The organism is Flavobacterium branchiophilum FL-15, from assembly GCF_000253275.1.
GTDB lineage: Bacteria > Bacteroidota > Bacteroidia > Flavobacteriales > Flavobacteriaceae > Flavobacterium > Flavobacterium branchiophilum.
On sequence record NC_016001.1, the window covers coordinates 2798165 to 2812852 of the forward strand.

Annotated in this window: 5 protein-coding genes; 3 read left to right on the top strand and 2 right to left on the bottom strand. The window is 32.9% G+C overall.

Going from position 1 to position 14688, the window contains the following annotated elements; genetic code table 11:
* The first annotated feature begins 17 nt into the window (after positions 1-17).
* Positions 18-2864, top strand: coding sequence for an alpha-amylase family glycosyl hydrolase (locus FBFL15_RS12075; RefSeq protein WP_014084859.1), 2847 nt, complete (start codon positions 18-20; stop codon positions 2862-2864).
* A 363-nt stretch (positions 2865-3227) separates the two neighbouring features.
* Here the strand turns inward: FBFL15_RS12075 and FBFL15_RS12080 are convergent, their stop codons facing one another.
* On the bottom strand, positions 3228-10643 hold the full coding sequence (locus FBFL15_RS12080) for a T9SS type B sorting domain-containing protein (RefSeq protein WP_014084860.1): 7416 nt from the start codon (positions 10641-10643) through the stop codon (positions 3228-3230).
* 1097 nt (positions 10644-11740) lie between these two features.
* Entirely contained in the window at positions 11741-12817 is a 1077-nt protein-coding gene (gene prfA / locus FBFL15_RS12090; RefSeq protein WP_014084862.1) for a peptide chain release factor 1, read from the bottom strand.
* 705 nt (positions 12818-13522) lie between these two features.
* Here prfA and FBFL15_RS12100 point away from each other — a divergent pair.
* Positions 13523-14011 (top strand): RNA polymerase sigma factor, encoded by a 489-nt coding sequence (locus FBFL15_RS12100; protein WP_014084863.1) that lies wholly within the window; start codon positions 13523-13525, stop codon positions 14009-14011.
* A 2-nt stretch (positions 14012-14013) separates the two neighbouring features.
* A complete protein-coding gene (locus FBFL15_RS12105) occupies positions 14014-14622 on the top strand; it encodes a hypothetical protein (protein WP_014084864.1) in 609 nt (202 codons plus the stop codon).
* The last annotated feature ends 66 nt before the right edge of the window (positions 14623-14688 follow it).

Consider the following 14688-nt stretch of genomic DNA (forward strand, 5'->3'; position numbering starts at 1 on the left):
TAATAAAATTTAAACTTATGAAAAAAATTTTCCTCTTACTATTCATTTTAGGGCTACAGGCCACTGCTCAAGTATCTTGGCAAGGTGGAACAATTCCAAATGCCAACGCTTCGGCCACCCTTCTTTTTGACAAAACAGGCACCAATTTAGCTTCCTATACAGGCACTATATATGCCCATACAGGGGTTACACTAAATGGCAATAGCTGGCAAAACGTATTAGGACAATGGGGCAGCAATAGCCAACCAGCCCTTACATTTGTGTCTGGTAATATTTACAAATTAGTCTTATCTCCTACCATCGAAAATTTTTATGGTGTAACAACTGGAACAATTACAAAAATAAATATTGTTTTTAGAAATGAGGCTGGCAATGCTCAAACAGCAGATTTGACCCTAGATGTAGGAGCATTTCAAACGAGCTTGTCGCAACCTGCAGAAAACAGTACTACAATGCTAACCTCTGGTCAGAATTTTAATATTGCAGCATCCAATACTAATGGCAATGCAACTTATACACTCAAAATAAATGGTGTAAGTCAATCGCCTGTAAGCACCAGTTCTTTTTCATATAACGATAATAATATTACTACAAATAAAAACTATGTACTCGAAATAGTTCAAGGCACTACTACATTTACCAAAAAATTTAGTGTATTGATAGTACCTACTACCAGTACCGCTGCGATACCAACAGGTTTAGAGGACGGCATCAACTACCATAACACAGATGCCACCAAAGCGACCTTAGTACTTAATGCTCCTGGCAAAGATTTTGTTTATGTTGCAGGGAGTTTCAACAACTGGCAACCAGACAACAATTATGCCATGAAAAAAGACCCTACATCGGGCAAATTTTGGTTAGAAATCAATAACTTAACCTCTGGTCAGAATTACACTTATCAATATTGGGTTGCCGATCAAACCCCTACAAATGGCTCACCGGCGTTAGTAAAAACAGCCGATCCATTTTCAACCTTGGTATTGTCTCCGTTTGACGATGCAGGGATACCAGCAACTACATATCCAAACATGCCCCCTTATCCTACAGGACAGGAACGAGAAGTTACTGTTTTGAAAACAGGACAAACACCTTATAATTGGAGTGCTGCAACAACCAATTTTGTAAAACCAAGCAAAGACAATCTTGTGGTATATGAAGTTTTGATTCGTGATTTTGATGCCTCTCGAAACATTCAAAGCCTGATAGATAAAATAGATTATTTTAAAAATTTAAAAATCAATGCCATCGAACTTATGCCAATAATGGAATTTGAAGGCAACGAAAGTTGGGGTTACAACACAGCATACCATTTAGCATTAGATAAATTTTATGGTACAAAAGCCAAAATGCAAGAGTTTATCGATTTGTGTCATCAAAATGGCATTGCAGTTATTTTAGATGTGGCCCTCAATCATGCTTTTGGCCGAAATCCAATGGTTCGCATGTGGATGAAAGATGCCGATGGCGATGGCTGGGGCGATCCTGCCTCGGACAATCCCTATTTTAATGAATATGCCAAACACAGTTACAGCGTTGGGAGTGATTTTAATCATGCCGCTACTGTAACCCAATATTATACAAAAAGAGTAGTCAAACATTGGATTGAAGAGTTCAAAATAGATGGCTTTAGATGGGATTTGACCAAAGGTTTTACTCAAGAATGTGCCGCTGGCGATGATAGTTGTACCAATGGCTACCGTGAAGACCGTGTGGCTATTTTAAAAAATTATGCCGATTATTCTTGGTCGCTAGACCCTAATCATTATGTTATTTTTGAACATTTAGGAGCAGACAACGAAGAACAACAATGGGCCAATTACCGCCTAAATGAAACCCCAAGCAAAGGAGTCATGATGTGGGGCGAGCTTACTTATCCTTATACTCAATTGGCTCAAGGTGTTTCTACCGGTGCCGACATTTCCCGTATGGGAGCCAACGCTCACGGATTTTCGGGCAAAAGACTTTTGGGCTATCCAGAAAGTCATGACAAAGAACGATTGATGTATTCTGCTATAAATTATGGCAATGCAAATGGTACAAGCCCCGTATTTGGCAACTTGAACAATGCTTTGTTTAGAATGTCTGCCATTGGTGCCACCAGCTTGTTAATACCAGGACCCAAAATGATATGGCATTTTGCAGAACTTGGTATGAATAATTCCATTTACACTTGCACAGACGGCACTGTCAATACCGAATCTGATACTGCTTCGGGTGATTGTAAATTGAGTACCAAACCGCAACCTCAATGGGCAAACAACTGGACATCAGTATCCCAACGGTCTAAAATTTATACCGATTGGGCCAAAATGATTGATTTGAAAAAAACGAATCCCGTTTTTAATGGCAATTATACCATCAGTCCCGATGGCAACAATATCAGACAACGAATATATGTTTTTGACGATGCATTGCCTTCCTCTCAATTGAAAAATGTGGTTATTTTGGCCAATTTTTCGGTAGCAGCTCAAAATGTTATCCCAGATTTTCCATACACCGGAACTTGGGTCAATTTGATGGACAACACCACTATAAACGTAACCAATACCGCCACTGCCATCAATATTGAATCGGGTGGATTTAGAATTTATGGCAACCAATCGGCCACACTTAGCACTCATGACTATTTATTGCAAGACGTTGCCCTTTTGCCAAACCCTACACAAAATCAATTTAGCCTCAATAAAGCCATCACAAAAATGGATATTTATGCTTTAACAGGGCAGTTGATCAAGCATTTTGAAGGCTCTTTCGACACACAATCTGTTTTTAACATTCAAGACATGACTGCAGGAATATATCTTGTAAAAATTTGGGACAATAACCAAAACCATCAAACCTTAAAATTAATCAAAGAATAGTTTTTATTTTTTTTGTTAGCGAAACTCCTTTCAAATAATATTTGGAAGGGGTTTTTTTATATAGGTTTGATAAAAATTATAATATATAATTACAAATATACATATAAAATAGTCCAATCTATTGGTTCTTTTTTGCTAAAATTATTCAAAAAAATAGTTCCGTAGCCCAGCTATGCAACGATATTTTTTTTGAAAACTTTTTCTAAAAAATAACTACACATCTTTGGACTATTTTATAAATATATTTGTTATAATTTGAATTTGTTTGCAACTAATTCAAATTTATGCAATTAAATTATGTAACTTTTAAAAAAAAACATAGTTCATTTTCAAGGGGTTATTAACTCCGAAACTTTATTAAAATTATCTTTTAAGTGTAAAATGGCCTTTGTATTCTTTTCCGTTTTCTCTTTTTACAACAAACCAATAATCTGAAGAAAACTGTTGTACTCCATTGTAATTTCCGTCCCAACCAATACTATTTCCGCCAAATTGTGTGATTAATTTTCCATATCTATCAAAAATAGTTACTACTAAATTTGGTTCGTTTTCTGAAAATTTAATTCTCCAATAATCGTTAAATCCATCGCTATTTGGTGTAAAATATTTTGGATACATCAGTAAATATACCTCTTCTGAACCTATTACACAGCCATTTTTGTCACGGATATAAACGGTGTATTCGCCGTTTTCTAATCCGTAAAATGTATTACCAACTTGAAAATCAAATCCGTTCAATGAGTATTCGTAATTTTCAACACTATTTGATGATACTAAAACAGTAATTGTATTTTCATTTTGAGTCCAATCTGATGTCATTATTTCAAAGGTAGTTCCAATATTTGGATTTACAACAGTGAAGTTTTTTGTTGTTGAGCATGTTACCGCACCATGATTTTCGGAAACGGTTACAGAAAAAGTTCCTGGTTGCGTAACAATTATTGATGGAGTTGTTTCATTTGTTGACCAAAGGTAATTGTCAAAACCTATACCAGCATTAATTGTGATAGCACTTCCTTTACAAATTGGCAATATGTCATTAATGGTTACAAATGGTTTTTTAATTAATGTTAAATTTAAAGTTACAATTTGAAAACAAGTATTTGGCGATTCAATTCTAATATAAAACAGGTTATCTCCTATTGATAAATTGTAATTTGAAGTATTTGATATTTCATTAGATGGTATTTGGTTTTGAGCTCCGATTAACGAATTATAATATTTAAAAACATTTCCAGTAGCAGAAGTCAGAAACGAATTATAATTTGAAAGGTTTACGGTTTCAAAGCCATCATTCAAATCATCGCACATTGATTCTGCATAATTAGTTGCGTTTAATGTGCTAATTAATTGTATAGAAATGGCAACTCTTGCTGTGCTTTCACAACCATTTATCGTTTGAGAAGCATAATAAGTTACTCCATTTTGCAATAGTGTAGAATTTGATAAAACAGTAGTTCCTGTTGAACTACTATACCAAATAATATTGTTTCCTGTTATAGCTACACTGTTCAAAGTAGCATTTTCTGTACTACAAAAACTTTGATTTGAGTTTCCTGTTGGTGCAGCTGTGTTTTGAATAGTTATTAAAACTGGAACCCTATTGCTTTCGCAACCACTAATTGTTTGCGAGGCATAGTATGTTATTGCATTTTGCAGAAGTGTTGTATTTGGAAGTAAATTTCCGCTTGTTAAGGCATCATACCATTTGATATTTTGCCCCGTCATTGCAATGTTGTTTAGCGATGCGTTTTGCTGTATGCAGAATATTTGTGGGCTTGTTGATGCAGGGAGTGGTATATTGTTGATATAAGTATTAATTGTAGCAATTGAAGGATTAGAAATACAACCTAAGTTGTTTTTAATTTTCAAGGAATAGCTACTTGGTATAAGATTAGTAAGCGTATTACTACTTGTCCAACTAATTCCATTATCAAAACTATATTCATTTGCGTTTGTTAAAATGGTAATGCTTCCGTTAGGGTTATTACAATCAGGCTGAATTATTGAAAAAACTGGAATTGAAGGGGTGTCAATTATTTGATTGATTGTAACAAGAACAGCATCTGATTGACAATTGAAATTATTTTTAACCCTTACTTGATAAGTTCCAATTGCTAAAGGCCCTGAAATTGAGTTGTTTGAATAGGTTACGCCATTATCAAAACTATATTGAAAAGCAGCACTTGTAATACTTATTGAGCCAAATGGATTGACGCAGCTAGTAGGTTGTGTAACTACAACTGTGGGAAGTAAAGGAATATCAGGTGGTGTATTTATAGTAACATTGGTGGGCAATGAAGCACATCCATTTGCCACTGTTTTTATTAGAACAGCATAATTTCCAGGTGCTAAAGGATTGGAAATAGCACTATTAGACCATGTGTTGCCATTATCAAAACTAAAAGAAACACCTGTACTTACCACGGTTAAAACACCTGTTTGGCTGTTGCAATTTACAGGATGAGCAACAGTTACAATTGGTTGATTGGGTATATTTGGTGCATTATTTATAGTAATAGTGGTTGCATTAGAAATACAACCATTTGAGTCTTTTATCTTAATATTATAATTCCCAGAAGAAAGACCAGAAAGTGAATTTGAAGTTGAAAATGTAGTTCCATTATCAAAACTATACAAATCTGAAATTGTGTTTATTGTTATAGAACCAGTTGCAACAGTACAATCAGGTTGTAAAACGGAATAAGTTGGTGCGGGTAAATTAGTTGAGGAGTTTATTGTTGCAGTGCTAGAAGCTGAAATGCAACCAGCAGCATTTTTAATTTTAATAGTATAGATTCCAGGAGTTAAGTTTGTTTTTGTGTTTGAACTTACAAATGATATTCCATTATCAAAACTATAAAAGGCTGCGGCTGTAGTAATTGTAATTGAACCATTTTGATTGCTACAACCTGAATTTACAACGGTAAAATCAGGTGCAGCAATTGTTGTTCCAGAATTTAGGTTTACAATAGCGGCTAAAGATTCACATTGATTAGTATTATTTCTCATTTTTATATAATAAGTTCCGGCTCCTAAATTTACTTTTGAAGGGCTTGTTGTCCATGTAACGCCATTATTAAAACTATATTCAAGAGCTGATGTAACTACAGTAATGCTTCCATCTGTTGTTCCGCAAGTAGATGGTTGCACAAATGTTACTGCTGGTGCATTAGGAATATTGGGAGCAGAATTTACGTAATTATAAATACCCTCAGATTCACAACCTAATGAATTTTTTATTTTAATATAATAACTTCCAGATGCCAAATTAGTGGCGGTTGAATTTGATGTCCAGGTTAATCCATTGTCAAAACTATATTGATCTGCAGGAGTATTAATAGTTATACTGCCTGTTGGTGTGCTACAAGTGGGTTGGGTAATTGTGGCACTTGGTGGTGGTAAGTTGTAAGTGCTTATATAAACATATTGACTTCCAGAAACGCATCCTAAATTGTTTTTGATTTTTACATAATAACTTCCTGGTGTCGGATTTGCTAAAACAGGATTCGTTACCCAAGTTGTTCCATTGTCAAAACTATAAAAATCTGAGGCTGTTAAAATTGTAATATTTCCAGTTACAGAACAGGTTGGTTGTGTAATGGTTACTAATGGATTTGGCAAATAATATTCATGAATATACACATATACTGCGTATGGATTTGAAGTACATCCCTGGCTGTTTTTGATTATTACATTATAATTTCCTGAAGTCAAATTATTTAAGATAGGATTTGTTGTCCAGGTGTTTCCACCATCAAAACTATACTGAGAGGCTAAAGTGGCAACAGAAATACTCCCATTATTACCACATGTAGGTTGCACAATTGTAATATTAGGATTAGGTAAATAAAAGGGTTCAGTTGATACATTTATCCCTTGAGAGATGCAACCTTGGCTATTTTTCACAACAATTGTATAATAATTATTAGAATTCAAATTTGAAAATATTGGACTAAACTGCCATGTGGTTCCATTATCTATACTATATTGATTTGCAGTTGAAGTAATTGTAATGATGCCACCCACTCCACACGTAGGTTGAGTAATAGTATAACTAGGATTAGAAATATAAGGTTGTTGAAGTATTGCATATTGTGAAAAGGAACTACAGCCCGCAATATTTTTTATAGTTACATAATAATATCCAGGAGCCAAATTTGAAAAAACAGGATTTGTACTCCAAGTGTTTCCTCCATCTATACTATAAAAGGCAGCAGAAGTAGTAATTGTTATTGAACCATTTGTTCCACATACTGGTTGTATGGCAGTATAACTTGGGTTTGGTAATGTATAATTTAAATATATATATTGATATCCTGATTCACAACCTAAGGTGTTTTTAATTTTTAAATAATAATCTCCAGAACCTAAATTTGAAAAAACAGGATTTGCACTCCAAGTTGTTCCATTATCAATACTATAAAATGCAGCAGTTGTAGTAAAAGTTATACTACCATTGGCACCATTACACGGTTGCACTATTGTTAAACTAGGATCTGCTAATTGATAGGTACTTAAATGGACATATTTTGGTTGGGAAATACAACCCGCATTATTCTTCACTAAAAGATAATAAGATCCAGATGTTAAATTTGAAAAAACAGGATTTGTACTCCAAGTACTTCCATTATCAATACTATAAAAAGCTGCAACAGAAGTAAAAGTTATATTGCCTATATTTCCGCAATATGGATTAATATAAGTATAAGTTGGTTCTGCTAAATAAGTCGTATTTAAATCTACATTTTGATTTACTGATTTACATCCTAAATTGTTTTTTATTATAACACTATAATTTCCACCTGCTAAATTATTAAATACAGGATTGTTAGACCATGTTGTTCCGCCATCGATACTATAAAACGAAGAAACCGTATTAAATGTTATGCTTCCTGTAGTTGAGCAATTTGGTTGTACAATGGTATAAAGAGGAATAGGAATAGTTGGTTCAAATAAATAAGCATAATTATCATTAGATACACAGCCTAAATTATTTTTTATCTTTATATTATAGTTTCCGACTGGCAAACTCATAAAATTGTTTGTTACCCAAGTTAGTCCACCATCAAAACTATAAAAATCAGATAGGGTATTTACGGTTACACTTCCATTTACACCACATTGAGGTTGAGTGATTTGTAAGATTGGATTATCTAAATAGGGTGGATATAAACCAACAAAGTTAGTTTGAGATATACAACCTGCTGCATTTTTTACTTTTATTATATAATCTCCAGGAGCTAGATTTGTTGCAATATGATTAGTTGTCCAAGTAACACCGTTATCAAAACTATAAAAATCAGCAATTGTTGTAATTGCAATGCTACCGCCAGCTCCACAAACGGGTTGAACAGCAATTACATTTGGATATGTGTTTTGCAAATCATTAATGTATGCGAAAGAAAATTCAGAAGTGCACCCTAGACTGTTTTTGATTGCAATAGAATAATTACCAGAAGTTACGTTTGTTTTTATATTTGAGGTAACCCATGTTGTGCCACCATCAAAAGTATATAAATCAGATACAGTGTTTATGGTAATACTTCCACCAACACCACATGCTGGGTTGATAATTGTATATTGTGGGGCTTCGAGTGTCGTACTACTCAACAACACATTATTCAAGTTTGATATACATCCTTGTGCATCTTTGGTTCTAATAAAATAGTTTCCTGGAGGAAGATTTGTTGCAGTAGGATTTGTAGTCCAAGTGACTCCATTATCAAAACTATAAAATGAAGCTGGTGTTGTGATCGTAATACTGCCCACATCACCACAAAACATAGGATTGGTATAAGTGTAATCTGGATAGGAAGTAAAAACTTGATTGATCACTACTTCCAATGGATATGAAATACAATTATTTATAGTTTTTATTTTTACATGATAGGTTCCTGGATTCAAATTATTAAGGGTAGCATTAGTAGTCCATGTTGCTCCATTATCAAAACTGTATTGTGCTGCAACAGAGGTTATTTGAATGCTACCTGTGGTTGTAAAACAGCTTGGATGTGTAATGATCACATTGGGTGTGGTGGCAGTTTGTGTAGGTTCTATTGTAACTGTAGCCGAATTACTGCAGCCACTCGCATCTGTAACTGTAACTGAATAGGTTCCTGTTGTTGTGGGTGAAATACTTTGTGTTGTGGCTCCTGTATTCCATAAATAACTTGCTCCTGAAGTAGCTGTGAGAACGGTACTACCTGAACATACATTTAAAATGCCACTAATATTTACATTTGGATTTCTTACTTCTAATGCTATCGCTATTATTTTAAAACAACTGGCATCTTGGGCTACTCTTACATATAATGTGTTACTTGTGCTAGTATATGCAGTGGTGTTAGAAATAGGATTTGTGTTTGAATTAGCATCTGAATAAGTAAGAAAATAACTAAACGAAAGACCCGTTGTAGAGGTAACAATATTTGCGTTTGCATTGGTTAAATTAAATACCTCACTACCATTATGATTACTATCACATAATGACAATGTGGTGGTATTTACATTAAAATTACAACTTGGTGAACAGTTTTGAAATGAAATATCCCAACCCGCATTTGCATCAGGATCACTGGCAGAATTAAAAACCGTTCCTCCACATCCTGCTGCACCTTGGGTGTTATAAGTTGCAGTTACTCCCACATTATAATTTGCATTGATACTATTTGGAAAATTAGCAGCATTTAGTGTAAAACAAAACTGATGAGTGGATGTGTTTAATGTTGTAGGAACATTGGTGCTGTATATAGAAGTGCCAGTTTCATTATATAAATTTAAAGTTAATGTGTTTAAAGTAGCCGTTATTCCGCCTGAGTTTGGAATTGTATAGCTTCCACAAACATTTATTGGTAACGTAGGACATACTTCATTTACTGGATTTAATTCTATTGACCCTTGAAAATTTTCATTGGAATGCAACAAACAAATATCATCTACATACATATAGCCAAAATGACCACCAAATCCACATCGAGAAGCCATTAATTCCACCGTAAATGCTTCATTATTTGGTATAGAAGAAATATCTAATAATCCTGATTGCCAATTTGCAGTATATAAAATAGCTGCATCACTTCCTGGAATCTTTGTAAAAATGCAATTGGTTTCATCGCCAACTAAACAAAATTCACTTACAACAGTACCAGCAGCATTAATAATTCGTGCTTTTACAAAGGGTTGATTGTCTGTGTGCCCAGACTCATAGACAGTCATCAGAACTGCTTTATAATTAAATTTTAGTGTATTTTCATTATTGGTTTTAAATCGTTTTCCTTGTACTATGGAACCATAGGTGTAAGATTCAGCATAATTTATTTTTAGTGCATATTGGTCAAAAGCATTTATATTTCCAATAAATGGATCTATAATGTTTGCTGGCACACTCGTTGCCATAACATTGGTATTATTTGGGTTGTAAATATCAATATAGGCATCAGCAGTATTTGAAATAGACTGGCACTGCGTAGGCCCAGGAGGATCTCCAATAGTATATAAAAAATTTTTTAATTTTTGTGCTCCACTTATTGTTTCATGTTGTTCAAACCCACCATTAGTACACAACTCAACTGGTGTTTGTTGAGTAGTTGTATTTAAAAGTTGACTCTTTTCAAACACCTTTTTGTTTTTTATTTTAGTGACAAAAAAAATCTTTTCTTCCGTGTTTGTAATTACTCTTCCTTTTTCGTCTTCAATAATTTTTTCATTACTTAGCGTTTTTTGCGAATAACCCTTCATAGCAAAAAGAAAGAGTAGTGCAAATAGGGCATTTCTCATGTTTGTAAAATTTTATTGTTTGTAAATTTATAATAATTTTGTTTCAATTTTTTCGGCGATTTAAAATAAATATTTATTAATTTTATTCGCAATTATCACAATTTTGTAATATTAATTTTAAAATACAATTAAATTTATTTTTTTAATTTATTATTCCGCAAATTCGAAAGACTTTACGTAAAGATAAAATTATTAATTGCAAATATATCAAAAATCTTAACTAAAATAATTTTTCCAAGTATTTTTCTTTAAGTAGTCAATAACTGCTGGTTTAGTCGTTAATTTTTTTAAATTTTTATTATCGTGGACAAATATAAGGCAGGTTTCATTTTGGAATACCCGTATTTTTTATAAAAAATTAATTATTAATTTATTTTAAATTATGTTTTTATACATATTAATTTTAAATTTAAAGATTAGTATTACAATATAAAACCACTTGATTCTTTTGAATTTATAGTTCTTTTGAACAAAGCTGGTTTATGTATCAATACTTCGCTAGAAAATCATTTATCATCTGGATTTTCAATAATATAAGTAGTTAAAAATATGGTAGTATTCGTATATTTTTGTATATTGTAAGATTATTTAGTAATCATACAATAATGAATCCTCAAGCAAACCAAAATGTTTAAAATACGGATTACCAACACTTTAAAAGCAGAAGTGTTCATTTCTTTAAACAAAAGTAGAAAAAAAATTATGAATCACGTGCTACATACTGTTTTAGGCATCAAAGGACGAGTACATTTTCTTCTAATGGAGTGTTATGGGCATTATTGTGAACAAAGTTATCGAGAAGAATTTAATTTTTTTGAATTTAACAAATCATTGTTTGCAATGATAAATACATTCATTTGCAAGTTCGGTATTAACCCAATCAAACCTATAAATAAAATTATAATTCAAAAACTACTGAATTTTGGTAATATTGTAGCATAGTAACAAAGTGTTGTCGTTTGAAAAACAATCTATTTTGCTTTCTGTCATGTACTTATAGGTTTGAAAATAAAATGGTGTCAGCTATTTCAAAACAGCACAAAAAAAAGAGGCTATTAGTCAAATAGCCTCTTTTTTTTATTCCATTATGTCAAAACTTAAAAAACTTCGCTGGCTTCTTTAAGTTTTTCCATATTATTTACCAATTGTAATTCATCCACAATTTTTTGAATGTCGCCATTCATAATATTCCCCAAATCATACAGCGTAAGACCTACCCTATGGTCTGTTACCCTACCTTGTGCATAATTATAAGTTCGTATTTTTGCAGACCGATCGCCAGAACTTACTTGCGACGTTCGTTTTGACGCATCCTCTTCTTGTTTTTTGGCCAATTCTTGTTCATACAATCTCGAACGCAATACCGTCAATGCCTTATCTTTATTTTTGTGTTGCGATTTTTGATCTTGACATTGAGCTACCAAACCCGTTGGAATGTGTGTCAATCGAACGGCCGATTTGGTTGTGTTTACAGATTGTCCGCCTGGCCCCGAAGAGCAAAAGAAATCAACACGAACATCGTTCATATCTATCTGAACATCAAACTCTTCGGCCTCTGGCAAAACCATTACCGTAGCCGCAGATGTATGCACTCGCCCTTGAGTTTCTGTTTGCGGTACACGTTGCACACGATGAACTCCTGCTTCAAACTTGAGTGTACCATATACATCTTCGCCTGTTACTTCAAATATAATTTCTTTAAAACCTCCCGATGTGCCTTCATTCATATCTACTACAGATGTTCTCCAACCTCGACCTTCGCAATATTTGGTGTACATACGAAACAAGTCGCCCGCAAAAATACTAGCTTCATCTCCACCTGTACCTGCTCGAACCTCAACCATCACGTTTTTAGCATCTTCTGGATCCTTTGGTATCAACATGAATTTAATTTCTTCTTCCAATTCTGGCAAACGTTCCTTTGCTTCTTCCAATTGCATTTTGGCCATTTCTACCATATCTGCATCGCTTCCATCACTAATAATGTCGTTTGCCTCATCAATATTGGCTATCAAAAGTACATATTCGTCTCTTTTTTCTGCTAATGCTTTAAGGTCTTTATATTCTTTATTCAATTGTACATACCTTTTTTGATCTGCAATTACATCTGGTTGTATAATTAAATCCGAAATTTCATCGAATCGTTGCTTTACTATTTGAAGTCTATCTAACATCGTTTTAAACTTTACTTTTTGGTTGGCAAAAATACAAAAAACTTTGCAAAAATGAACATTGCTATTTTTTAATTTTAAATATCCATCAAAAACACAATTATTTCAAATAGCCAATGACGTTTCATCAATGATAGCCAATATAAAGTGAAAAAGCTATGTCAAACAATTGACCAATGGCAAAAATAGGCCAGCTTGCAGCCCGTTTTTTCATGAAATAGTATCAAACCAGAATTTGAACCTTGTACAAAAACATTATACCACCATCATCAATTGGTACATCGTTTAGAATCCAATCTAAAAATAGAACGATTGGAATTGCTTTTTATAAAATTACAAAATTGTCATGCCATCCCTACTTTAGACAAAAAAAATGCCAATAGGGTAGCTGTGTTTTTAATCCGAAATAATACCAAATGTATTTATAAAATAGTCCAAAGATGCGTAGTTATTTTTTAGAAAATATTTTCAAAAAAAATCGTTGCATAGCTGGGCTACGGAACTATTTTTTTTTGAATGATTTTAGCAAAATAGAACAAGTAGATTGGACTATTTTATATGTATATTTGGTATAAAATGCGAAACACAAGAAATAGTCAAAGATTTTGATGTACTTTTGAGTATGTTTTGTTATTGAAAAGCATCTCTATTAAAATTTAACATATTGTATTTTGTAACAAAAAGTGCAATAGACACACCTATTAGGTTATGACTTTAGAACATCAATTTATCACGCAATTAAAGGCAAACCAAAATATAATCCACAAAATTTGTAGGTTATATACACGTGGTGAAGATGCTCACAATGATTTATTTCAAGAAATTACCATCCAACTTTGGAAGGCTTTCCCAAAATTTAGAGGCGATAGTAAATTTTCGACTTGGGCCTATAGAGTAGCCTTAAACACGGCCATTTCGTTGTATCGAAAAAGTACCAAATCTATAAAAACAGTAGATTATGACCAACAACCCTTTATCATCAGTTCTGAAGATTATAATTATGAAGAAGAAGAGCAATTGAAATTGATGTATGAAGCGGTATATCAATTAAACGACATTGAAAAAGCATTGATTTTTATGTATCTTGAAGACAAAGATTATACAGAAATAGCCGAAACATTAGGAATAAGCGAAGTAAATGCTAGGGTAAAAATGAATAGAATCAAGGGGAAATTAAAAAAAATATTGAATCCGTAAATATGAAAGAACTGGATTTGTTAAAAAGAGATTGGCAAAAAACAGAACATACCTTTGAAAGTATTTCTGACAAAGATATTTATAAAATGATACATCAAAAGTCTTATTCAACTGTACGTTGGATTCTGATTTTTAGTATCGTTGAATTTGTTGTTTTTAATGGTATAGGATTGCTATTAGACAGCGAAAATATCGAAAAAATCATTGCTCATTATCCTTTTTTGGGCTATTTAGATAAATTGAACTATATAGTAATTATAGGATTTATCGTGTTATTTTATTTGAATTATCGATCCATTTCGGTATTAAATTCTTCTAAAAATTTAATCAAACACATTCTAAAAACCAGAAAAATTGTACGATTTTACATCATTTGGAATATGGTTATTGGATGCTTGTTTGGCATCTATGGCATTTTAGAAAGCTTTGAAAGCATGTACCAAACCAATCAAAGCCACATGGCATTGCCCTCTATTGCGGCCCAAATCATTACATCTATCATTATTTTAGGCCTTTTGATTGGTTTTTTATTCCTGTTTTACAAATTGGTTTATGGCCGATTGTTAAATAAATTGAAAAAAAATTATGAAGAATTGAGTAAAATGGAATAAAAAAACATTAACATTTAACCCACAAAAAAACAGTTTAGATGTAAAACTAGCGTTTTTGCAAATAGC

What these genes read in the sequence shown, in the direction of transcription:
- prfA (WP_014084862.1), bottom strand. Translation starts at nt 12,817, where the DNA reads ATGTTAGATAGACTTCAAATAGTAAAGCAACGATTCGATGAAATTTCG.
- FBFL15_RS12075 (WP_014084859.1), top strand. Translation starts at nt 18, where the DNA reads ATGAAAAAAATTTTCCTCTTACTATTCATTTTAGGGCTACAGGCCACT.
- FBFL15_RS12100 (WP_014084863.1), top strand. Translation starts at nt 13,523, where the DNA reads ATGACTTTAGAACATCAATTTATCACGCAATTAAAGGCAAACCAAAAT.
- FBFL15_RS12080 (WP_014084860.1), bottom strand. Translation starts at nt 10,643, where the DNA reads ATGAGAAATGCCCTATTTGCACTACTCTTTCTTTTTGCTATGAAGGGT.
- FBFL15_RS12105 (WP_014084864.1), top strand. Translation starts at nt 14,014, where the DNA reads ATGAAAGAACTGGATTTGTTAAAAAGAGATTGGCAAAAAACAGAACAT.